The organism is Psychromonas sp. SP041, assembly GCF_000470315.2.
GTDB lineage: Bacteria > Pseudomonadota > Gammaproteobacteria > Enterobacterales > Psychromonadaceae > Psychromonas.
This window is the reverse complement of the sequence record NZ_CBRF02000001.1, coordinates 89,311-111,942: the sequence shown is the minus strand read 5'-3', so window position 1 is coordinate 111,942 and position 22,632 is coordinate 89,311. Positions and strand designations below refer to the sequence as shown.

The following is a 22,632-nucleotide window of genomic DNA, read 5'->3' as shown; positions in this document are numbered from 1 at the left end:
ACCTCGATCAGCTTTTAATCAGCATAATCGAGGCTTCAGCAGTGGTAACTTTGTACAATTAAAACATTAATGGTTGATCATGCGAAAGGCTATTAAGTTTAGATTCATTATTAATAAGCCAGTCAACATATTTTTTGGCTCCAAAACAATCATCTCCCTCTCTATTTGGCTTCCAAAATTCCATAATGCAGTTGTTTTTATGGGTACAAGTTACGCATTCTGTATTTCGATTTCGAGTCCACTGCTTTCTAATATATTCTTTTCTCGATTTAGAAGTTAAAATCTCTTCAAAGGTCTGTTCGAGAATATTTCCAAAGGGTTTCATGTACTCTAAATAACCGTCTCGGTAATCAGGAAGTACAAAGTCGCCTTCAGGCAAAAGGAACATTGTTTGACCTGGGATATTAGCTGCTGGTGGCATTCCTTTTCTACTAATAACATAGCTCATTTGTCCAATATATGGCACTTTTTTTCCTTCAGATTTAAGTTTATACCAGTGCGTATTTAACTTAATCATGAAGTCTGAATACCCACTCATAGGAGGGGCATATTTTTCATATTTATTACCTACATTTTGCTCGTTAAGCATGAAGGGCAAAAAAGAGGCTTCATCAACTTCTAGCTCACACAAGTAATCTAAAACAGCTTCTGGACCGTCTTCCATCAACTCATTGTTAACAACACTGATTGTAGAGACAGACAACCCTTTTGCTGTTGCTTCTCGAACTCTTTTATCCCAAAGTCGCATATACCCTTTACCACGCATTAGGCCATCAAAAGAAGTTTGAAAATGTCCCCTGCCCCATGTTCTGAAAATATCAAACCAGGCTTCATCAATTTTAATTAAAGAAGTTAAAATATCATGCCTAACATAATATCCTTTTTCCTCAGTGAATATCTTTTCAATTCGATTAAAGGCATCTAGCATGTAGTCGAGGCCCATGTCTGTGGGTTCACCGCCGTACCAGTAAAAAACAATTACCTTTCTTTTCAGGTGAGTTTTTCCAGAGTAGTATTCATCTACTTTTTTACATGCAATTTCCAATTGGTCCACAGACATAATTGGACTATTTCGTCTTTGCTCTAGTGAAAGATAGCAATGAGGACAGTTAAGGCTACATCTTAGTGATGGCATCATTGTAAAAACAAAAAAACCATTTTCAATTGATAACTGCATATTCTGATCAAAGTCAGCAGGAATATCTTTGTAATCACTTTGCTCGGGTAGTATTTGGCCAATTGTTTTTTTTCTAGAAAACTTTAATTCTGATTTACTCATTTAGCATCCCGCCGACTTTTGTCTTTCTTCTCTATAAATTACTGACTTTGGTTTAATTCCATTGACTTCAACTTGGAATCTTATGTATTTAATGAAAGACTTAAAGCCTGGGCATTCGCCTCTACCGTTCCAATACTGATGAAGAACACCACAAGCAGATTGGCATGACATAAGCTCATCACACCCTCTACAAGCTGGTTTAGTGATAATCGCATTAGCTCGCTCTCTCTTATACGCTTTTGAGCTAATGATCTCAGTAATTGGCGTTTCAAAGATATTGCCAAGAGATGTCATGTCGACTTCTCCACCAGCTTCAATGCACGTTACAGTTTCACCATCCCAATCTATATCGATAGACCCAGGGATAATTGGGCAGACAATGTCGTCAATTGCTTCATTTCCGTAGATCGACTCAATCATTGATTCAACAGGGTTCACGTACATATCTTTATTTTCTAGTCTTCGCTCTAGATACCAGTCAGTCGCTTCAATCATGAATTGAGATGTTTCATGGAACATGGGGAAAACATCGCTTATATTAACAAGTCCGTCACCTGACGGAATGAAGAAACCTAAGTGCATCTTTTCAAATCCGACTTCTTTATTGAAATAATCTAGGAGACTTGCAGCCCCACGTTCAATGGCTTGTTTGGTTACCGCCATTGTTACCGTTGGTGAGTGCCCTGATTGATTCATCTTCTTTACATTTGACTCCCATTTTTCGGCAAGCTTTGGTTTAGCCTCACCGGTCTTTGAGACAAATCTTGTTTTCTCTTCATATGAAGTCGCGACCATATCAAAGAGACTTGCTATCTTCACTGCTTGATTAGTGATTAGGTTGGTTACAATCGAAAGCCTGTAGTCTTGTGGTATTTCGCTAAGTTTCTCACGGACCAATGGTAGATTTTTCTCAAAAAACTCATAACCTAGCATTGTTGGTTCGCCACCAATTACATGTATTTCAGCAAGAGAATAACTTTTTTTTCCACTAAAATCTTTTTTCATGAAGTCCACAACCTGACTAAATGCTTCAATAAATTGTTCTTCATTCATGTATTGAGATTGAACTTTTTTGTCTGTTGAAATATAACAATGAGTGCATCTTAAGTTGCAGTCTCTTGTTACATTAATTTGAAACAGGAATGTTTTACCTGACATATTGCTCTCCAGGGAGTTTTGTTGATAAATAATAAATGACTTCAGACAGGTCTTTAATTCTATCTAAGACAGTGCAAATGTTTCTTTTGTCTATTTGATTTTTAGCATCACCAAAACAAGTCACAGAGTGAGCTTGATGATCGATGTTCATATTGAAATCAGGTCGAGTGTTTAAGATAAGAGAGTCAAATGTAATTATGCATGTGTCGCTAACACCAAAGTAGCCGTCTTCGGCTCTGTGTTGGCATTGAGTGAAGCCTTCGCATTCAATTAGAGGAATTGTCCAAAGGCCTTCCATTGAGCTTGATTCACCGTTTTTTAATGAGAACATTGGCTTGTTCTTATAAAAAGAAGTCCAGTCTTTATCGATGACATACTTTTGTCCGATTACAAACAATACTTGTCCATAATTAACACCAGATTTTGTTCTATTCTTTATTAAATTAGATAGCTCATCAACAAGGGCAACTATATCAACCGACTCTGGTTGTTTATGCTTAAGTATTTCTCTATAGACATAGTTAATTAGCTTTGCTGACTCCAATTCTGAATACCCTCTTAGCAAAAGGTTTATTTTTTCATCCCTTTCATTAAAAGGGTAAACTAAAACTCTGTATCCTTTTTCTTGAAGTAGAATAGCTTCACACAATGAAAGAAGGCAGTCGGCACCTCCTAATATAAAATCAAAATGCTCTTCAGCAACTTTGTCGGATATTGCGCCACATAAAGACATTAATCTATGTGCATACCATTCAACCTTTGATATTTCGTCAAGTTTTCGGCGATAAAACTTCTTTTTTTCGAACGCCATATGTAAATCAAACTGAAATCTTTTATAAATAGGACTATACATTCATACCTCTTAAATAAGAGAATTATTATATCCAATATAATACTAACTGGCAATCTGCTTTACCTTCAGTCTTTTTAGCCATGATTCAATTCTATCGTATGGGATATCTTCCAGTGCTTTATCAATTCTGGCGAAAATAGCTTTCCACGCTTTGCAGTACGACGGCTTACCATAAGGCCCATTCCCATCTTGAATAGCATGCATCATACAGCCGCCCTGACAATCTTTTAGGTATGGGCACGACAAACAGTCAGAATCTAAGTTTTCGCCTCTTTTAGACATTGTCGTCCACGCTAAGTCATCCCACTCATCATTTAAAGTGTTGCCTATTTTTCCCTTACCGGCATCGGCTAATTCTTGGCAAACATATAAGTCGCCATTTGGCTCTAGGCTCATCGACTTTGCTGCACAATCGTTCTGAAATGAGCAATATGATCTTTCATACATTGGATCGACATTCAATTTTGTCTGTATTCTTTTTTCAAGAAGTGACATATGCGGATCCAAAATGCTCATAGAGCGCATAAACCATTTGTCGAAGGTACTAACGAGGACGTCCGCTAACTCATCTGGGGTGATGCTTTCTATGCTGCTTCCCCCAATAAAGACAGGTCTTATCATTAAATTTCTATTTTCTCTTCTGGCTTTATTTACTTCGTCTTCAGTAAATTTAATACTTGTTTTATCCATAGTAAAAACGGCAGGCACACGAGAAAGACTTTGCTCTTCTCTCATGATGTCATTTTCTCTGGTCATCATAATTACTTTGTATTTCTTAGCACTATCCCCTACGCGCCTTTGGTCAGTAAATGAGTCAATGGATGTACTTATTCTGCCATCGAACAGGTTCTGAATTTCAATCACTTTTCTTTTTGAACCAATTAAATTTGTTTGTGCGCCATCACTTAGATTGACGTTTTGCTTCTTAAAGAAGTCGCGGGCGAATAGAACCTGGCTTTTTAACACCTCTGGTGGCACAAGAAGAATTTCTCCTCCTACGTATTCAATTGTCAAATTAGTAACATTAATATTTTTCTCTTGAAGCTTACTCCAGAAAAACTCTATACTTTTCTGATAGCTTTCAAGATTCATGTATTTATCAGGGTTTTCCATAAAACTTGAGCAATAGGTGCAGTTTGCATTACACGCTTTTGTAAGTCTTACATGTAGAGTAAAGGGGATCGTTTTTTGAGGAGGCATATTAAATCTCTAAAATAGAAAAAAGGGCGTTAAGCCCTTTTTAGTAACAGTTATTTACATATTATACATAAATTAATCTATTTTGTCTTGTTGTACACCTGCAGAGTTATCATGCTCTACTTTAAAATCATTTTTAGGATTTTCTTTAGACTAAAGCCGCTCTTTTTCTTGCTCAATATGCTTTCGTCTTGCTGTGCACCTGAAGAGTTATCATGAACGGTTTCTTCTGCTTCAGGCGCATTGAGGTCCAGATTTGAATCAGCTTCACTCATTTTTAGTTCTGCATTTTCAGCATTTTCAGCATCTTCTTTAGACTTAAGCAGCTCTTTTTCTTGCTCAATCTGCTTAACAGTATCCGCATAATATTCTGCACTGGTAATAGCTAAAGAGTTCGCATATATTACAAATTCATCTTGACCACCAAACTCTTCAAAGATAACAATTCTTAAATCGTCTTTGATTTTATCCATTATATCAAGCGGAATAGGATCAACGAAGCGAGACTTAATATATGGGTCTTCACTAATGGTTTTAGGCTTGTGACCAAAAACTTCTGACACCATATATCCCACGTAACCCGCTACGGGATATAGCTGCTGACTAGTATTGGTTTGTCTTAACCAAGCTCTAGCGTATTGACATAGTTTATCACTGTAAAGCTTCCAGGCTTCCTCCCATTCTTCCGGTGGTACTTCACCAGTGAATTCAGGCGGTAGAATTGAAATATCATATTCGGTTGATTGTGCTTCAATAACCAGATCAGTTGCTACAAAGTCATGCTTGAAATCAACTTCTAGAATAACTTTTGTATTTGAACTGATGTACGAGATCATTGCATCGAACAAATCAAGGTCAACTGACCCTTGATCAATTTTAGAGCGAATGCCAATTTCATACATACCATGTCTTATTTCAATAACTTCTTTAGTTATATCAACGTCATAAATTGAGTTAATATTACCAATTAGTCCTAGTAGCTCTTCGTGATTTACCATTTGTTTATCTCCAACTACGGCTACCATGACATGCACTGTGACAGTTAACGTAAGATGCAGCGTCACTAATTGTGTCACTCCATGAACCGGTACTGTCTTCCCTTGTTGTAGGGGTTGATGCCAGGTATACCTGAATATTAATTACATCTGATTTGCCGTCTATTTTAATTGTTTCGGCAAATTTTCTAGATGATGAATGAAGTAAGTTTTTAGCTTGTTTGTTTGATAACAAAGTGCCTTTAAATGCTTCGACAAAATTTTGTGATACTTTTGAGCTATCAATATTAATTTCTTCTGAAGCTTGCGCTTGCTGAGCAAGCATACCAAGAGAAGCCATCATAACTGCTGACGATACTTTTTTCATTTCTAACCCTTATTTCTATTTTTATTACTATTTTTATTTTTCTACATAGAGTGAGATAATCCCGCGTACAGATTACATTACTACAAGCATTTCAATGAATTAATATATCATTTTTGAACCAAAAGTCACATATTTAAGTTTTTAACTTTTCATTTTTTTTAACCCATCAAAGAGCTTATAACCACCAGAACATTCTAGTGATTCATCCATCTTGTCCGATGCAAGACAACCCGATGAGCAAATCGGCTTAAACTGGCAAGATGCACAATCAACCTGCCGAATTTTTCGCTGAGCTCTAAAATCAAAAAACTTAACAACTTGACCACCAGCAACACTCTTATTATCAGACTCTGAATTAAGCGCTGTACAACCACCCTTGTATCCATTTGCATCAATTGTGTGAAACCGAGTGTCACATGCCCCTGATAGACAGCCATAGCCTCCAGACTCACCGTTTAAAAGTCTTTCTACCGATTCATTCATCCCATCTAAAGGCGACAAGTTAAAAGGTTGGTTGCTCTTTCTAGGCTTGTTACAATAAATCTTGTAGGTTTTTGCAAATCGAAGCATGAAATTGCTCCACTCAAGATTATCTACGCCAATCTTTTCCCAAGAATTTCTTGCATAGCCAGTTTTAGTTAATCGTTCAATATGGACATGACTAATCCCTTTATCTTCCATCATCTTAAAAAAGTTCATAGGATTTCTAAACTTATTAAAAAACACCTTTGTGCCAGTAACAACAAGATAAGGCTTAATCCCATCACTTAATAAAAGATCAATGTTTTTCCAAAACTTCATTTCAAAATCAAGATTAGTCTCTGGCTTTCCAGCTTTCATTAATCGGATTTCAGGATCCCACGACACACCAATTGACGAATCAAAAAAATCGCGGAAAATATCTCTCCAAGCTTCATTATAATTCATGAGATTAGTTTGAATTCCATGCTCTACTTTGAATTTAGCGTTCGCATTTATGTATGAGATAGCCTCTCGAAACCACTTTGCTCCCATTGCCGTAGGCTCCCCACCATGCCATTGTATAAGCACTTTCGAACCTTCCGGTGCAATCTTACTAATCTGATCAGGAACGCCGCGTATTTGCTCCATGGTCATTTTCTTAGGGTTTGCAGGAATGAAGCAATGCTCACAGTGAAGATTGCAGCCTTCAAATATTCTTAAGTAAACCAAATAATCGAAGTCCTCTGAACTTGTATTTCTTGGATCATTTTTATTAATTTCGATTTTCACGTTAAAACCCTTAAATTAGTTTCTCTTTAGCGTTAATTGGTTCGCCAAGAGGCTTAATGTAGTTTACTAATAAATCTTTATAAACAGGATTGCTCAATGCTTCTTTTATGTGAAGCAAATATTTTTTGTATCCAGAGCATTCTGTCTCTGATTCATTCAGTTTATTGTTTGCAATAGGACAGCCTGACTTGCACCATTTACTAAATTCACATTGGTTACAGTGATCTTCTTTATGGTAGCTATTTTGTATTCTTATCCATTGCTTTCTTTGAGGAGAAGAAATGAATCCAACGGCTCCCTCGGACACATTTGCAAATGAAGACTCAAAGCTTGTTCGGTCTGGGCAAGTATTTGTTGAACCATCAGGCTCTATTACTATAAATTCTCTTTGACACTTTCCACCCCATCGGTCTCCAGGCTGACCGAGCAGTACTCCTCTTATTCCTGCAGTAACAACATTTATCTGCGAAACACGCAGTCCCTGCTTAAGTCTGTCCAATACTGCATCAAAGACTTCGACTAAGAATTTAGAATGGTGAATGTTTTTTGTTGCATCCAATTTATCTGAACCAATGTCGCTGTATCTTTCAATATTAAAAGCTGGAAAGTCATTTTCTTCAAACCACTCAACGATAGCTTTACCGTGCCCAACTTCAAATCGGCTGGGCACCATAGATGGAACGATGGTAAAACCTTGTTTTCGAGCTTTGTTAACTCTTTTCAGCCAAACATTTTTATAACTATCAGTGCTCTTAGCTATTTTTCGTTGAGTAAAATCAATACTGGATCCTAAAAAAGAATCAAACCGCGTTTTTATTAAATGATCCCATGTTTCTTTATATGGAATCATTGACGTTTGTATCCCTTGTGTATATTTGTTTGGCCCTATTTCTTCATCTAAAATAGAAATAGCATGCTCGTACCACTCAGGGCTAAGCATCATAGGCTCACCACCATGCCATATGATATGCAGGGAGTCTTGCCCCTCTTTTTTTGCCAAATCCATTAGAAGCCTTGCAGACTGTCTCAAAGTATCATCTGACATTGAAAGTTTATTTGCTCTGACCTCAACGGAGAGGTAGCAGTGGTCGCAATCAACTGTGCAATAATTGGTTGGCTTAATATAGGCTGTAAGAGGCATATTTAAACCTCTTTGATAGTAATGTTTGCAGCTTCAGGATGTTTGTCAAAAAAGCCGTTATTAATCGCTTTAGAGCGAACTATTTTTCTAACAGTTGATGGTATGAACCCCATCTTCTTGATAATGCCATCGGCTTCACCATTCAAAATAGAAATCTTCATTCTGTCAAACACCATTTTCCAAGACTGACAATAAAAGAATTTTCCACCAAGACCCTGTTCATAAAGCTCAGCATCACGCATGCATCCGCCTTCACACTCTTCGTAGTGTCGGCACTCTTTGCAAGACATAGGTAAATCAAATTTTCTTCTTTTCATTAATTTAGCGGGATAAGTATTCATCATCTCAACACCAAACTTTTCTTCACTTGACGGTTTTTTATGAAAATTAACAATTTGTTTTTTCTTCTGCGTCGATATCCACCCTTCCAATAAATTCCCGTATCGGTAATCTGGGTTTTTTAAGTCTCCAAATTCACCACAGTTATAAATATCACCATTAGGATCAATAGATATAAATTTACCACCACAAGAGTTTGTCCAAGGGCAAAAAGAGGTTGTTGTATCAAAGCATTTAAGAAACATCTGATCTAACGGGGTAATTAGAAAGTTTGGTAAGTCTGTCATCCACTTGTTATACAGCTCATTAAGCATATTGCCGTAAGTAACTGGATCAATAGCAGGCCCTGCATCTTTTACTCGGCCAGCAGGATAGCGATAGTTATATCTTAGAGAAAATGATTGTTCGCCCCTGGCTTTAGATGTTTCATACATCTTTAAGGCGTAATGTGCCGTTTCTTCAGTGTAAGTGCCGATAACAAGCGGTCTAAACCCATCCCTTTGGACATTTTCCATCTTTTTATAGAACTGTCTAGTGTAGGCTTCTGTACTGCCTTTAATTGTTCTATTTTGAGCGTCGGGATCATAACTTGTAGAAATCTCCCCACCGAAGACATCTTCAAAGACTTTTTTCCACTTATTTGTAGTATAAAGCAATAGATTAGATTGAAGAGCAAACTTTAAGTTTGGCTTTATTGATTTTGCATATGCTGCAGTTTTAACATAAAAATCTGGACCAAGTAGCATAGGTTCGCCACCGTGCCAAATCCAGGTCGCATTTTCTGAAACTTGCGGGTGTATACGATCAAACATAACTTTGAACTGTTCAAAGCTCCAGCCACCTTCATGATCGGGGGGTGTACTGCAATACGAACAATCAGCATTACAGTCTTTTGTAGGTTTTGCGATAATAACAGTAATCATTATTTAATATAGCCTAATTTTAAGTCCAGCTACATAATATAATACTTTTTGTGTAAAATGGCAATGTACATTAAAACGTGTACATTGCCATAATCTATTATTTTACACTATAAAAAAGTCACTATTCCTCAGATGCACCGCCATTTAAGTTCTTCGCTCTTTTCTTGTCTCTAATACTTTCTTTAAGAGTAGAGCCGAGACCACTACCAGCGTTTGACATGAAACTCTTAGCATCTGACTGACTGCCCTCAACCATCCCGCCAATATCTCCTTCACCAAAGCTTCGGCCAACACCGCTGCTAAACCAATCCAATATTTGCTCAGGTAACTTATGCATGATGCTTACTAGCATTTTACATAACTGAAACGAGGTCGTTGTATAAAGTATAACAACAGCAACAACATCAATCGGACCACCAGAAAGAACGTGTTCTGCTGTCTCAAAGAAGAATTGATTCATAATACCAAATGAGATACCTGAAATGGCAACTGCAGCAATCAATCCGATAATCATAAGTGATGGTTTAAGTACCGCCATCGCTAAGAGCTGCATTGCTCTTTCTAATCTCGTGCCTGATATACCATCACCCTCTGGTGTTGCCATCAAAATAATAGCCAGTGGTGCAGCAATAACCGCCTCTACAACAGTAATCAAATATCCTGTCACCATCATTATCCAGGTCACAACTGGCAAGAAAGGAATTAAGTATGCCAAAATAAATCCTGAGCCTGCAACAGACATGGCAACAAGTACAATACTCGCTATTGTAAATTTACCAACACCATAAATAAATCCGCCTATTGCGCCACCACCAAAGAAACCGGCAACAGAATCTTTAAGTCCGTTATTGGTCGCCTCTATAGCACCATTTGTGAGCGCTGCAGTTGTCCATAAAGCTAATGAATAATTGTTTAATGTAACACCGATGCTCGATACAGTTTGGAAAGGAGAGGTTAGTTCGTTTCTTCCTCCATCAGAATCTGTGCTAGATGCAGGAGAGCCATCAGCAAGCAGGTTTATGATCCATATTGCCATTTCATTGGTTGTGCTACGTAACTCGCCGTCATCTGGCTCACAGCTTCTACCTGATTCACAAAGTGCATCAACTTTAGACCCACCAATTAAAATCTGATCATTATCGGTCTCAGCTTGCTCCATTCCGTCAACTGTAAACAGAGCCGAAAGTGCTTTCATTTGTGTGTAGTCTTGCATCGCATCTTCACAAACGTCTTTCGTGCCATAGTCCGCTTGGTTAAGATTACATACGCCATATCCAGAAGCATTAATGCCGTCAATAAGCGTATTTAATGCTTTCTGGCCCATCATACTAATAGAATTGACCTCGTAGAACCAAACGCCTGCTTTACCCCATCCGCCTTCTTTGATTTCTTCCTGCCATTGCTCCGTTAACGTTTCATTTTCAACAATGTTTTTATTAATATTATATTCTAAAGAATTTGCAAATGTTTCTGTTGCTGAATAGAACATATCAAATGCAGCATCATACATCGTGATATAAGTGCCACTATCCTCGTTCTTTACTTTATCCTCAACAATAGATGTGATCACATCCATATCATTTCCAAGACTAGACAATATTTCGATATGACTTGAGATAAGTTCAGATATAGCAGACTTGCTTGACTGAACAGCCGTATTGATAATTTCTCTTTTGTAACCAACATCAAGCACTATATCATCACCAACACTATCATCATCTTCTGGAAATTCAATTTGACCACAGCTACCACTTGGCCCGAATACGACCTTAATTACATCATCTTGTTTCACGGCACTTGCCAAGCTTGTTGCTGAAGCAACAAAAGACTCTGATGATGACGATGACGTCGATGCACTAATCACTTTAGAAACATGAGAAAAGTAGTCATCGTCAGTTTTGGTCCACACTTTTGCCACGACAAAGTCACTTGAACTAAAATATCCACCTTTCACGTTACTTGCATATGAGATATACCTGTCGGTACAGGCAAGCATTCTGAATATGTCTGCAGAAGGTTTAACCCCTACTTGCATGCTGACAGACTTTGTTGATGGGCTAAGTAGGTTATCTACACTGTTATCCCAAAGGACTGTAGCCGCGTTTGAACCCAAAATAATAACCCACAGTATGAACATTTGAGCGAATGAAAAGACGCCCCCTCCAACACTTGAGATTGGCATGATCATAAAAAAACCTGCTGAAGTCCTAATAGGAACCCATACAGAGCTCCACTGCTGGCCTAAAGCTTGTCCTGAATGTGCTGTATTTAATGCACCACCAATCATCACATAGTAGACAATAATCACACCCAAAATCATCGCTAATATACTGGTATAACCTACTGCCTTTGATAGTAAGGTAATATCCGTACTATCTTCATAGCTACTATCCCATGGTGCGAAAATGAAATCACCGAACATCTCATAAAGCCAGTAATGTACGAGCTCTTTATCGTCGCCGCTGAAATCAATATCCATCGATGTTATCGAGGTGACAATTTCAGTTACATCAGAATCGTCGTCATCAGCCATTACAACTGGGGACGAGATAGAAAAGGCAGTGATCATCAATAATGATAAAAACCTTTTTAATGACATTAAATTAAACATTTTAACTTGTTCCTTTACTTGCAATATTTAATGGAAAAAACTCTTTCCAATTAATCTCCACTTCATTCACGAAATCAGAAAAGTAAAGAGGTATGGGCTTATCTCTAATGCCCCATCTTTCAAATACGTATCTTGCTCTCCATGCAATAAAGGCAGTTTTAAAGCACGTACACCCAACGATTAATAAACCACAAATAGCGAACCCAGCATGAAGTATCGATGTACTGGTTAATACTTCAAATAACATGAATAAGAAAAATGAAATCGACAAGTAACTAACAACCATGACCCCTTTATACCTTTTAATAAAATCATCTTTAGTAACAAGAGGAGAAACTGCAGGGCCTTCTTTATTTGCATTGTTTTTAGAAATAGATTTAGCTTCTGAAATCGTGTTTTTGTATTCCATCTTAAGTTTGAGGCTAGATTTTGCTTGGTCTTTATACTGCTCTAATAAACTCATTTTTTTACTCCGCACATAAATAAGAGATCCCTGATAACCAAGATAGAAAACAGCCGAATTGAAGTATATTCATCACGGCACATCCACCAACAATATGCCAAAATGCAGGAGCAAAACTGCTTCCCTGTTGTTGGTTACTTAGCTGACCCGCTTCTTTAATTAGGTAAATTCCTCTCAGGAACCCAAAAAGACCGACCAGGTAAATCATCCCCATTAGTGTGGTAAACGTATCGTCTGAAATATACTCACCAAGAAATGTTCCTGAAATATCACTTAAATCATCTGACAACTTTGTGCTAACTGACAGCATCGTACTGTTAGTCGCCCAGTCACTATCACTAGAGAATGAATTGACTGTCCATGCATAGACTTGCGATGGAATAATTAAAAAAGTGCCAGATACTATTGATGAAACACAAACACCCAGAGGATATTGCGATGGATTTTCCGCTCTCGCATAAAGCCCGTAAATTCCTGATACAAAGAACACTAGCCCTATCATTGTTCCGCCAGACACCAAAAACTCTGCAATAACGGTCACACCTGATGAAGACGACAAATAAGCATCATCAGCAAGAGCAAAGCTAGAGAAAAAAAGTAATGGAATCGATTTTATTATTTTTATAATTACCATTTTCATTATCTTAGTCCACTGGGTTAATTTTTATCGCCAATCCCGTTGCTTCCAATGCTTCCATTCTTAATTGCTGTTTGTAACTTAATACCGACATATGAACTAAAAAAGAGTCCATTACGGCCACTTTTCTTAATACTTCACTTGGATATACAGAGTTTTTATTGTCTTCATCTACATTTTGAAGTGTAGCCATCCAGCTTGTGCTTCCAAACCTATCTTCATCGAAATCTGATATAATATGTAAAGGCGCCATTAATGGAGAAGTTCCTGAAGTAGTAGAACTTGTTCTCATTAACGCAATCTCATTTAATGAAGAAAATGCGAGTCCTTTAACTGCCTCTTTTCTCATTTCATTAATTAAAACTGCAGAATCTTCAGAATGCTTACCAGACTGCTTAAGTGTAGGCCTAACTCCTGTCACCAATCTTACAAACTGTTTAACTGCAGATGCCTGATCGTATGTATAAGTATCAAGTGTGCCAGCACCAACTAGAATGCTAGACCTTACACAAAGTGTTTTGTTAATTGGCTCTTCGTCATCACCAAGATTGTCTGTATCAATAAGAGACTCACACTCTTCAATAAAGTCATCAACAATATCTTGTCTTAGCTCAATCTGATCAGCTACATCAGTCATAAACTGGCAGTTTTCTTCGACATGATCATCCATATCAGTCTCAGCTTCACTCTGGGCACTACATTGTGCAGTGCTTTTCATAGCCTGAAGCGAAATCGTACTAGTTGCATCTTTATCTGGAATTGACTGTTCGATAATTTCTATATTTTGAATTTCTTCGAGCGCACTACCACTTCTTACAATCATGTTAGAAATAGCATTGTTATCATTATCAATCCCAAGCTCAGAAAGCATTGATTGAAGATCTAAGTCTGCCATCATAATAGCTTTTTGCTCTGCCCAAGAGTAAGCAGAAGCAATATTCCCTGCAATATTCTCAGTTAAGTTTGCGGCATCTGTTGTAGGAATTAAGGCAAAAGAGCTTGAAGAATATCCTATTGTTGACAACGTAAGTGCTGCATAAAGCAATGTACTTTTAGATTTTATAAATTTCACTTTTGAAACCCCGCTCTTGTGTTTGAAACCAAAGAATTTCTTGCTTCTAACAAATTAATTGTAGGCACTCTTTGACCTGATGATTCTGCAACTTCAAAACCTGGAGTTTTAACTAAAAATGATGCCAGTTTATTGCTTGATTCAATTAAGAGTTTTTGTTCTTCTTTTATCTTATAACTCCCCATTACTGACAGAGTTTCTGCTCTAGAATGAGGGTATGACACTTGATCAAATTTCATAGTTTTATCTTATTATTCTTATTTTTCAGAGTTTCTAGTGTTGACTATTAATTTGGTATATATTTTAACGTATTTTAATACTTGTGTCAGTAGATAGTCAAAATAAAATATGACATAATTTAATAATATGTGCATAAATGGCAATTATCAAACGAGATAATTTAAAAGCATTTAAGAGGATTAAAATGAGTAGTAAGCTTAACGAAAATTTACTTACACCAAAATACCAAAAAGAATTCTGGAGCAATATCTCTCCAGATATTCGTCGGTTCTTAGATGACTTTGAGTCAAAAGAAGATTGGACTTACACTTATGCTGAAATACCAGAAGCGTTTCAAGAAATATCTAAAGCGCTTCCTAAATTTGCTAGACATAAAATCAATATGGATAACACAGAAAAGACCCGCGACATTATTCAGAAAATAACCGTCATACTTGCAGCCATGCCATTAAGAGAATCAATTTCGGCAATTTCATGGCTGGACAGGGATATCTCTGATGAAACGGAAATTGGATGGGCTGTTGCTATCTATATGCAAGCCGCTCAAGTTGCTTTATTTGACAAAAGCGATCCTGATTACAAAGAATGCAAGATCCTGTATGACAGGGTTAGAATCATGCTTCACTCAAGGCATTCGAGCCTTTTGTTTACTCAACTACGTTTTATCGGAGAATAAGAATGAAAACAAGAAACATAGCGGTGTTACTGCTCTCGTCATTAATAATTGCGCCAGCAATTGCCGAAGAATGTGCCGATGATTCCGATTGGGCCGCACAACTAGAAGCAAGAAAAGTGGAAATCCAAGACTCAGTAGAAAGTCAGATTGATACTGATGTAGACGTTACTGACAGTGCACTACTCTATGAAAACTCTGACTCTTCATGCGACCTAGGGTTTTCTATGCCTGGGCTACCTGACATTGGACTTGGCATTAGTAGTATTGACGCCTGTGAACTCCTTACCTCTGTTACAAGTGATATGGTCTCAGAACTAAATGATGAGTTGCAATCAGAGTTAGATGACACATTAGCAAGCGTTGTTGGCGATACTGACTTATCAGTTGATATTGATCTCGAAGATGTTGCTGAAGATGCAATTACTGGCGAATAGTAATGAAAAACATATCTGTTTTTATTGAGTCTTCAGGAAAGAAAAACAAAGTTAAAAGCCTATTTGAGGAAATAGGTTTCAATAACGTTAAAGTATATCCAACAAAGGGAAGATTATTCGATCTTCCCTCTGATAAATATGCAATTGATGACAGTGACTTTTCTGTTTTTTCAAGGACTCCTCTCTCCGAGAGGAAAGTAACCGAGATGTCGTCCGCCCTCTCTGAGTCCGATGTTGTTTTTTTGGTTACTGATAATGACATAGAGGGTGAAATCATCGCCCATGATCTAACCGTTATTGCAAAAGATAATCTGAGCATAAGCTTGAATACGCCGGAACTGGAATTCTACCGCCTTAAATTAAAAAGTTTAACCAAAAGAGGACTGGAGGAAGCACTTAGTGAATCTAACTCAGTAAATGATTCAGTTGTTGCTGGTGGATTAGCAAGAAGAATATTTGACAGATATCTAGGATATAATTTCTCAAAATCAGCTTATACTGATAATGAAAGAGCATACATAGGAAGAATTGTGACTCCTGTGATTTCGAGCATTGAAAGTGAAGAATGCGTTAAAGCCTGGATATCAACTCCAATTGATTGTGAAGGAGAGCGATTCGACCTTAAGCTAAAGGTCTATCCTGATGAAATCGATTTAGCAAAGGACTTCTTTAATTTCATACCAGACATAGAAAAGCCCGAAATAGTCGTCTTTAATGAAGAAGAATTAGAAGATGATGCAAAAGTTTGGAATGGGACTGATGCGCTTATTGCACTGTCTTCTGCACTGGAAATGACTGTGGATGAGGCATCAACAGTGCTGCAAGAATTATACGAAGAAGGAAAAATAAGCTACCCAAGAACTGATGCCTTTTATTTAAGTAAAGAAACAGTAGAATCAATGAAAAAGATGGCTAATGAGTTCGGCGTAGCTGGGTTTGATGATGAGTTTTTTCAACAAAAAGCTGAAGAAATGAATAAAATCAATACTCGGAGACAAGATGCTCATGAGGGAATCTCTCCTTTAGAATCACTGATTGATATTTACGCACCCTTATCCTCACTTGGCAATAAAGAACAGGCACTATCTCTTATTATTAGAAATACACTTCGCGCAGGCCAGAAAGAAAGAAAAATAATTAAAAAACACGCTTCTTTTACTTCAAGCAAATCAAACTCTGAATTGAACTCCATTCTATCTCGATTTAGATCTGAGCCAATTATAGAAAGAATAGAAAGCAAAAGTAGCAACGGGCCAATTTCAATTATCTTAAATGAAACAAAACCTTTTGGATCCATGTTAAACACGGCAAAGAACAAACAGTCATTGATGAGAGTTCTAAATAATGACGAAATGGTACTAAGAAGAATAAGAGAATTAGGCTTAGGCAGGCCAAGTACGGATGCATTACACTCAACTAAAATAGCATCAAGACTAATGACGCCAAGTGGCAAGCTAAACAAAATTGGTGAATTTTCCTGCCGTCAAGCACGGGAATTTACACCGAAACTAATTAGTCCTGAAGTGTCAAAAAAAATAGAGGACACACTACACTATGGCTCAGGCTCTATTGACGACAAAATAAACAAAGCAATTCTTTTAGCCGGAATAGACAAATTCTTTACAAAAGATAAATTGTCGAATGAGCATTCTTTGGATGCTTCAGAACTGGATGAGACACTTCACCATGGCTTCTAAACCCAACAAATCAAACTTGACTAAAACGCAAAGTTTTATTAAAGTATATCGTCAATTACAGAAAATAGGTAACACCAACAATGATGTCAAAATCTAATCCTTTAGCTTTTTTAGGAAGCTTAAAGCTAGCAAATCAACTGCAAACTGAATTAGGGAAAGTAGTAAAGAAATATCCAGAAGAACGCCTATTTAAGGCACTTAATGATGACGAAGAAACAGTGAAGTTTGCACATGAAGTCCATGCTCAGTTGCCAATTCACCTTAGAAAACTAGCTCCTGCAGATAAAATCATACCGATCATTATTGCTGCGAAACCTAACCTGCTTAAGCGCAAAGGCGCAAAGAAGAAAATGTCTAAAGCCGCAGCCAAATTCGCTTAATATTTCTCTAGCTTTATAACCAATTAAAAGACAAGATATACTTGTCTTTTTTTTTACGGGCCATCTTTATGAGCAGCAAACTAAACCTTCCTGATAACTTTGGCTATCTTGACACAGAAACAACAGGCTTATCCGCGTCCGATCAAGTTATTGAAATATCTTTAATTAAGAGATCAGGTGAAATTTTATTTAACAGCAAAATAAAGCCTTCAGTTCAAATTAATCCTTTTGCTCAAAAAGTACATAAAATTACAAATGAAGACCTTGAGCATTCTCCATCATTTTTAGATGTTTATGAGGAGCTTAATCGACTTGCAGGTGAACTAGACACCATCTACGCATACGGTGAAGTATTTGACCGGAGATTACTGTTACAAACCTACACAGCTAATAATCTAGAAATGCCTAATTTTAATCTCGTGTGCGCACATAAAATGGCGCTAAAGTGGATGGCAACCAATGGCTTTAATACCTCAAAAAGTAATTTAGATACCTTTGCACAAGCAGCAGGTGCAAATACAGATGGTATAGATAGACACCGTTCATTAGGCGATTGCCTTTTAATGAAAAGAAGCTTCGACTCAATAGAAAGTGGCCACAGCATGGGCATAAGCTCAGTTTCCAGTAGCCAACCAAGCCCTGTCCAGACTAGTACCGACATAAAATCTCACATCAAGAACTCAATAGATGAGTGCTTTTATGACGGAATTCCTTTCGATGAATACAACAGAAAACTGAATAATAAAGGAGTTAAAATAATACCCCTTATTTCGAATTCTGATACACCAACCTTAAATGCTTGTTACTACTCATACAATAAAGTAAGAATACCTGGAAGCAAAGTAGGTAAAAAATATTCTGCACCGGCACTAATTAAAAGGGGCTTAGATTTCAACCATTCGTCACACAAAGAGCTGATCATTAATTTATTCTTAAAAGGAAAATTAGAGGAGCAGAAAAATCTTCTTGAAGAAATAGGAGAAAATATTATTGGCGAAAACTTTAAAAACATAATAAACATAACCTGGCCCTTAAAATCAGTATATGAAATAAAGCAGAGATCGAGAGTGCTCGATACAAAGGTAAATGCCGTTTTCAGTTCTTTTGACAACAAAAACAGTCCAACTCATTATGGCCAGTTCGCAATCGATGAAAAAAACCCTAATTCCATTAAATTAAAAGAGCTAAAATATAATGAAATTAAAATATCCCTCATTTATGCAGATCATCTTAGCGACACCCCTTCATCTAGCCTGGTAAGCATTGACGGCATAGAAACATCTGTTGAAGGTGAACGATGTGTAAGTAAATCTCTTTCATTATTAAGCGAAATTGACTCAGAAATTGCATTGAATTATTTTAAAGGAAATATAACTTCGGAAATAATGACGGCGAAACAAAACTTATTTTGTGACTTTTTAGGCAATAAGTTAATTTCACTCCCTAGATTTATTGAAAGCTGTTTTGCGGATAAATGTTCGTTATACCCAAGATTCAAAAGCTTAATTACAGAAAATAGCCTTGAATCTAGAATAGATTATAAATAGTAAAAAGATAGTTCGTCAAAATAATGGTCTTTTAAATTTTTGCCTTTCTTAAAAAACAACGACAGTCTTACCTTATCCTCACTTCATTAGTTTTAGTTTGTTTAAATAAAGCATTATTGTAAATTCAATTAAATATAAGAAAAACCATGACAAAAATCTAAAGTTTGAGGTTTATTCCATTCAATAAAGTTAAAATCCGGCTAAATTCACCTCTAAAATAACGCATAAATCATATTAAGATCCTTTAAATATTGATAATTGTTAATATTTATCTTTTTATTCTTATTTTTATAAAAATAATAAACATAAATATGCATTTAAAAACAATGCCTTAAAAGAAACACTTAATTATTTTAAATATTAAATCTTTTAACTCTTGTCAATTTTATTAAAAAAAACCTATAATATGAATATAAATTGAATTAAAACATTTTTAAGTGAGGTCCAGATGCGAATTATTAAAGAACTTATATTGGAAATTATGGGCGATATGGCCAACGAGTTCAAAGGGCAAACACTAAGCGGTAAAGAAATTGCTGATCTTATGGAAGGCTCAGATGAAGACACAATCTTCAGAGTATTAGAAGAACTTATCTCAGCTAAAAAACCTCTACTAAAGAAACAAGATGGCGAGTTTATTTTTTGCGGTACAAATGAAGATTTAAAAAACCTAGACAACCCAGATTTATACGAAAAAGCCGAAGCACCGAAAGAAGACGCGGCAGTCTACGGACTGAATATTCCTGAGAATTTATTTTCAGGCAAAAAACCAACAAACAAAGAAGGCGACATACTTTCTCCTTACGCAATAATTGCTGAAGAATTCAATAAAGGGAAAAAAATTATCCCTGAAGGTATTCTTATTCAATTAACCGGCTTTGATGAAAAGTTATTCGCTTCTATTACTAAGAAAATGATTTCAGATGGCGCATTAGACGTATTGGGCACTGAGCAATTCGAAGATTTTGATGAGCCTGCATATAAGTCGACACCTAAAACAAGCAGTTACTTAGGATACACCGTCTCTCCTACTGACATACCTAAAGCATCAAATAAAGTTGCTGCAGATGAGTCTCCTAAGAAAAAAGAAGTTGCTGCAACAACTGGCAAAACAGCTAAAAAGCAAAAAGAAGCTGTTAGTACTGACATCATAGATATCGATAAGGCTTTAAACGAGTACTCTAAAGCAAAAGATTTCATGGAATTCATGATCATTTCATTCATGAAACCAAAAGAGCAATACAGTAAACACGGATTGGCCAGTGAGTTAGCCGATAAGTTAGAAGGCAAAATTTCAAAATTCGGTAACCTTGGTAAAGGCCGATTTGCTAGTGCGATAGATAAAATGGCTCAAGAAGAAAAGCTATCAGTGAAGAATCACAAGAAAAGTGTAAGATTTTCTCTTCCTAAATCACTTGTGGTAGAAAAAGAAGCGAAGAAAGAAATAAAATCTAATAAAACTAGTGAATTAAAAGTTTCTGCTAATATAGATTTAGAAAATAAAAACGAATTAACTTCTAAACCTGAACCTGAACCTAAGGCTAAGGCTAAAGTTATTCAACCAGCTATTTCAACTAAAGAAGAAAATACACCAGAACCTATTAAAGCTTCTGCTGATCAACCTAGTGAAGATAAACACCCTAAAGAAGAAGCTAAAGTAATAGCAGCAAGCAACTCTGATATACCGTCTGCAGATCACCCTGCATACAATTTATCAATTCTTGTTAAAGCGGCTCAAATCACTGGCAACATTGACATAGACTCGCTAGCTAAAGAGCTATCATCGATGATGAGCAAGATTTCGAACCCAGCAAAAGACCAAAGTGAAAAGATTAAATCACTTCAGAGCAGAGTTGATAAGCTGGAGTCAATAGGACGCCAATTACAAGAAGCTTAATTAACGTAATGCACCAACAAAAAACCCGGCCACTCATAGCCGGGTTTTTTTGTAATAACTCTACGCATTAATAACAAATATCAAACAGCACAAATGTGCTTGATGCCGACAACTTCACATATATGTTCCAGGTTGTTCACAACATATTCCCTTCTAATAGGGCCCCAATCTTCGATTGAGTAGAAGCCAGTCTTTCTAGCTCCATTGGCTATGCACTTAATATCAATATTAGACAATGATTTTAATGAATCCTGAATTGTCCGCGTATACATTCCTGTACAGCTTTCTATCTTAGGTACAGTATTGGTGCCAGTATCAATCAAATAAGCGATCAAAAGCTTTCGATAGAAGCTAATTTGCGGTTTTTGATACACAATTTCATTAGTGTTAGTCAATGGTACTTCCTTTAGTTAATTTAAGGCGAGTCAAACTAAATCATTAAACCCTTTTTCTAAAGTAATAACCAGTTCGGCCTTCTAGTTTGTGGCGCTGGTAACCTACTCGGTTCCCTATGGTATTCAAAGACTCACTTAGTTTCTTAACTACCGTTTCGGATTTTCTTTCTGATGCGCCAGACTCAAGAGCAGATCTATAAAGGCTAGTCTTGCTTGCACTCTCTCCGTTAAGCTCATCAAGTTTATCCTGAACAAACTTACCATACAAAAAACCTCCTGAACGACCCATATATCCAGCACTCATTAAACCTCCGTTAAAACTATCAATTAAAAACAATTAGCCATCTCACCATCAAACAGTCAGTACCGCCACTTAATATAGCACATTATAACACACTACTGGCGTAGTTTAAAATAGTCCAGCTTACTAGATACTAAAAAAAGAAGGAGAAATTGAAATCAAATAAAGCAAGAAACTATGTAGGTCAACAAGCAAATGCTTGTTTATTATCATAAAAACACAATAAATCACTAGCTTAATCCGTCCAATCTCATATACCGTATATAGATTATGATATAATATTAGTGGGAGAGGTTGCTGTCCAAAGGAAGTAATTGATTTTTAAAATAGGAAGTAGTGTGATATTCAAAAATAAAAAGATAGGACTATTGACGGTCCTGGGCATAGCCGAACAATCTACATATCGATTAGAAACAAGAACGAAATGCTGGGTTAGTAAATGCCAATGCGGCTCAAAAGTAATTAAAACGAATGTAGATCTTAAAGAAGCTGAACAACGAGGCATAAAAGAACACTGCGGCTGCCTTCATAAGTCAAAATACGATTCTCTAGCTGGCCTAAAATTTTTTAGCGTAACAGCGATCATTAGAACATTACCTATTACTGATAATGCAGGTAAAAAGAAAGCTACGTATTTTTGTAAGTGCGACTGTGGTTATGAATTTAATAGAGATGCAGCTAATTTACTGGGTCATATTAAAAACCCTTGCCCTAAGTGTCCATAAAGAGTGGTCAAAGAATAAGAAAATAGGCTCTCATACTTATTGTCCGCATTATTC

23 protein-coding genes are annotated in these 22,632 nt (G+C 36.7%); 7 read left to right on the top strand and 16 right to left on the bottom strand.

The genetic code is table 11. The features are described from left to right. Nucleotides 1-58: 58 nt before the first annotated feature. From SP041_RS00475 to SP041_RS00410, 14 genes are all read right to left on the bottom strand, one after another. Nucleotides 59-1,279: an SPASM domain-containing protein gene (locus SP041_RS00475; protein WP_205961141.1), complete on the bottom strand. Its 1,221-nt coding sequence runs from the start codon at nt 1,277-1,279 to the stop codon at nt 59-61. Further along, nucleotides 1,280-2,437: an SPASM domain-containing protein gene (locus SP041_RS00470; protein ID WP_137297123.1), complete on the bottom strand. Its 1,158-nt coding sequence runs from the start codon at nt 2,435-2,437 to the stop codon at nt 1,280-1,282. Beyond that, nucleotides 2,427-3,290 carry a hypothetical protein gene (locus tag SP041_RS00465; protein WP_137297122.1) on the bottom strand — a complete coding sequence of 288 codons (864 nt, stop codon included), beginning with the start codon at nt 3,288-3,290 and terminating at the stop codon, nt 2,427-2,429. Before SP041_RS00465 ends, SP041_RS00470 begins: the two co-directional genes overlap by 11 nt. 42 nt (nt 3,291-3,332) lie before the next feature. Further along, nucleotides 3,333-4,490, bottom strand: a complete 1,158-nt coding sequence (locus SP041_RS00460) for an SPASM domain-containing protein (protein WP_137297121.1) — start codon at nt 4,488-4,490, stop codon at nt 3,333-3,335. Between the two features lie 116 nt (nt 4,491-4,606). Beyond that, nucleotides 4,607-5,485: a hypothetical protein gene (locus tag SP041_RS00455; protein WP_137297120.1), complete on the bottom strand. Its 879-nt coding sequence runs from the start codon at nt 5,483-5,485 to the stop codon at nt 4,607-4,609. 4 nt (nt 5,486-5,489) lie between these two features. Next, on the bottom strand, nt 5,490-5,849 hold the full coding sequence (locus SP041_RS00450; protein WP_137297119.1) for a hypothetical protein: 360 nt from the start codon (nt 5,847-5,849) through the stop codon (nt 5,490-5,492). Between the two features lie 141 nt (nt 5,850-5,990). Then, nucleotides 5,991-7,100 carry a radical SAM protein gene (locus tag SP041_RS00445; RefSeq protein WP_205961140.1) on the bottom strand — a complete coding sequence of 370 codons (1,110 nt, stop codon included), beginning with the start codon at nt 7,098-7,100 and terminating at the stop codon, nt 5,991-5,993. 10 nt (nt 7,101-7,110) lie between these two features. After that, entirely contained in the window at nt 7,111-8,241 is a 1,131-nt protein-coding gene (locus SP041_RS00440) for an SPASM domain-containing protein (protein WP_137297118.1), read from the bottom strand. A gap of 2 nt (nt 8,242-8,243) precedes the next feature. Then, nucleotides 8,244-9,503: a hypothetical protein gene (locus SP041_RS00435; RefSeq protein WP_205961139.1), complete on the bottom strand. Its 1,260-nt coding sequence runs from the start codon at nt 9,501-9,503 to the stop codon at nt 8,244-8,246. A gap of 121 nt (nt 9,504-9,624) precedes the next feature. After that, nucleotides 9,625-12,114: a DotA/TraY family protein gene (locus SP041_RS00430; RefSeq protein ID WP_137297117.1), complete on the bottom strand. Its 2,490-nt coding sequence runs from the start codon at nt 12,112-12,114 to the stop codon at nt 9,625-9,627. A gap of 1 nt (nt 12,115) precedes the next feature. After that, a complete protein-coding gene (locus SP041_RS00425) occupies nt 12,116-12,577 on the bottom strand; it encodes a hypothetical protein (protein ID WP_137297116.1) in 462 nt (153 codons plus the stop codon). A 4-nt stretch (nt 12,578-12,581) separates the two neighbouring features. Further along, nucleotides 12,582-13,217: a hypothetical protein gene (locus tag SP041_RS00420; RefSeq protein WP_137297115.1), complete on the bottom strand. Its 636-nt coding sequence runs from the start codon at nt 13,215-13,217 to the stop codon at nt 12,582-12,584. A gap of 4 nt (nt 13,218-13,221) precedes the next feature. Beyond that, a complete protein-coding gene (locus SP041_RS00415) occupies nt 13,222-14,286 on the bottom strand; it encodes a hypothetical protein (protein WP_137297114.1) in 1,065 nt (354 codons plus the stop codon). Beyond that, nucleotides 14,283-14,525 carry a hypothetical protein gene (locus SP041_RS00410; RefSeq protein ID WP_137297113.1) on the bottom strand — a complete coding sequence of 81 codons (243 nt, stop codon included), beginning with the start codon at nt 14,523-14,525 and terminating at the stop codon, nt 14,283-14,285. Before SP041_RS00410 ends, SP041_RS00415 begins: the two co-directional genes overlap by 4 nt. Nucleotides 14,526-14,662: 137 nt before the next feature. Here SP041_RS00410 and SP041_RS00405 point away from each other — a divergent pair, with 137 nt between their 5' ends. The 6 genes from SP041_RS00405 to SP041_RS00380 all read left to right on the top strand — a co-directional run bounded on the left by SP041_RS00405 (nt 14,663) and on the right by SP041_RS00380 (nt 21,157). Further along, nucleotides 14,663-15,202 (top strand): hypothetical protein, encoded by a 540-nt coding sequence (locus SP041_RS00405; protein WP_137297112.1) that lies wholly within the window; start codon nt 14,663-14,665, stop codon nt 15,200-15,202. A 2-nt stretch (nt 15,203-15,204) separates the two neighbouring features. Then, complete coding sequence (locus tag SP041_RS00400; RefSeq protein ID WP_137297111.1) at nt 15,205-15,636, top strand: hypothetical protein; 432 nt, start codon at nt 15,205-15,207, stop codon at nt 15,634-15,636. Between the two features lie 2 nt (nt 15,637-15,638). Continuing rightward, entirely contained in the window at nt 15,639-17,333 is a 1,695-nt protein-coding gene (locus tag SP041_RS00395) for a DNA topoisomerase (RefSeq protein WP_137297110.1), read from the top strand. 80 nt (nt 17,334-17,413) lie between these two features. Next, nucleotides 17,414-17,713, top strand: a complete 300-nt coding sequence (locus SP041_RS00390) for a hypothetical protein (RefSeq protein WP_137297109.1) — start codon at nt 17,414-17,416, stop codon at nt 17,711-17,713. A gap of 41 nt (nt 17,714-17,754) precedes the next feature. Further along, the gene (locus SP041_RS00385; protein WP_137297108.1) at nt 17,755-19,260 is read left to right on the top strand and encodes a 3'-5' exonuclease; all 1,506 of its coding nucleotides are present in this window, start codon (nt 17,755-17,757) and stop codon (nt 19,258-19,260) included. A 448-nt stretch (nt 19,261-19,708) separates the two neighbouring features. Further along, complete coding sequence (locus SP041_RS00380) at nt 19,709-21,157, top strand: hypothetical protein (protein WP_137297107.1); 1,449 nt, start codon at nt 19,709-19,711, stop codon at nt 21,155-21,157. Between the two features lie 80 nt (nt 21,158-21,237). Here the strand turns inward: SP041_RS00380 and SP041_RS00375 are convergent, their stop codons facing one another. Together SP041_RS00375 and SP041_RS00370 are read right to left on the bottom strand one after the other, a co-directional pair. Further along, nucleotides 21,238-21,552, bottom strand: a complete 315-nt coding sequence (locus SP041_RS00375) for a helix-turn-helix domain-containing protein (protein WP_240791394.1) — start codon at nt 21,550-21,552, stop codon at nt 21,238-21,240. A gap of 43 nt (nt 21,553-21,595) precedes the next feature. Next, nucleotides 21,596-21,856, bottom strand: a complete 261-nt coding sequence (locus SP041_RS00370; RefSeq protein ID WP_137297106.1) for a hypothetical protein — start codon at nt 21,854-21,856, stop codon at nt 21,596-21,598. Nucleotides 21,857-22,167: 311 nt separating this feature from the next. Here SP041_RS00370 and SP041_RS00365 point away from each other — a divergent pair, with 311 nt between their 5' ends. Beyond that, nucleotides 22,168-22,578 (top strand): hypothetical protein, encoded by a 411-nt coding sequence (locus SP041_RS00365; protein WP_137297105.1) that lies wholly within the window; start codon nt 22,168-22,170, stop codon nt 22,576-22,578. Nucleotides 22,579-22,632 lie beyond the last annotated feature (54 nt).

What these genes read in the sequence shown, in the direction of transcription:
- SP041_RS00475 (WP_205961141.1), bottom strand. Translation starts at nt 1,279, where the DNA reads ATGAGTAAATCAGAATTAAAGTTTTCTAGAAAAAAAACAATTGGCCAA.
- SP041_RS00470 (WP_137297123.1), bottom strand. Translation starts at nt 2,437, where the DNA reads ATGTCAGGTAAAACATTCCTGTTTCAAATTAATGTAACAAGAGACTGC.
- SP041_RS00465 (WP_137297122.1), bottom strand. Translation starts at nt 3,290, where the DNA reads ATGTATAGTCCTATTTATAAAAGATTTCAGTTTGATTTACATATGGCG.
- SP041_RS00460 (WP_137297121.1), bottom strand. Translation starts at nt 4,490, where the DNA reads ATGCCTCCTCAAAAAACGATCCCCTTTACTCTACATGTAAGACTTACA.
- SP041_RS00455 (WP_137297120.1), bottom strand. Translation starts at nt 5,485, where the DNA reads ATGGTAAATCACGAAGAGCTACTAGGACTAATTGGTAATATTAACTCA.
- SP041_RS00450 (WP_137297119.1), bottom strand. Translation starts at nt 5,849, where the DNA reads ATGAAAAAAGTATCGTCAGCAGTTATGATGGCTTCTCTTGGTATGCTT.
- SP041_RS00440 (WP_137297118.1), bottom strand. Translation starts at nt 8,241, where the DNA reads ATGCCTCTTACAGCCTATATTAAGCCAACCAATTATTGCACAGTTGAT.
- SP041_RS00435 (WP_205961139.1), bottom strand. Translation starts at nt 9,503, where the DNA reads ATGATTACTGTTATTATCGCAAAACCTACAAAAGACTGTAATGCTGAT.
- SP041_RS00430 (WP_137297117.1), bottom strand. Translation starts at nt 12,114, where the DNA reads ATGTTTAATTTAATGTCATTAAAAAGGTTTTTATCATTATTGATGATC.
- SP041_RS00425 (WP_137297116.1), bottom strand. Translation starts at nt 12,577, where the DNA reads ATGAGTTTATTAGAGCAGTATAAAGACCAAGCAAAATCTAGCCTCAAA.
- SP041_RS00420 (WP_137297115.1), bottom strand. Translation starts at nt 13,217, where the DNA reads ATGAAAATGGTAATTATAAAAATAATAAAATCGATTCCATTACTTTTT.
- SP041_RS00410 (WP_137297113.1), bottom strand. Translation starts at nt 14,525, where the DNA reads ATGAAATTTGATCAAGTGTCATACCCTCATTCTAGAGCAGAAACTCTG.
- SP041_RS00405 (WP_137297112.1), top strand. Translation starts at nt 14,663, where the DNA reads ATGGCAATTATCAAACGAGATAATTTAAAAGCATTTAAGAGGATTAAA.
- SP041_RS00400 (WP_137297111.1), top strand. Translation starts at nt 15,205, where the DNA reads ATGAAAACAAGAAACATAGCGGTGTTACTGCTCTCGTCATTAATAATT.
- SP041_RS00395 (WP_137297110.1), top strand. Translation starts at nt 15,639, where the DNA reads ATGAAAAACATATCTGTTTTTATTGAGTCTTCAGGAAAGAAAAACAAA.
- SP041_RS00390 (WP_137297109.1), top strand. Translation starts at nt 17,414, where the DNA reads ATGATGTCAAAATCTAATCCTTTAGCTTTTTTAGGAAGCTTAAAGCTA.
- SP041_RS00380 (WP_137297107.1), top strand. Translation starts at nt 19,709, where the DNA reads ATGCGAATTATTAAAGAACTTATATTGGAAATTATGGGCGATATGGCC.
- SP041_RS00370 (WP_137297106.1), bottom strand. Translation starts at nt 21,856, where the DNA reads ATGAGTGCTGGATATATGGGTCGTTCAGGAGGTTTTTTGTATGGTAAG.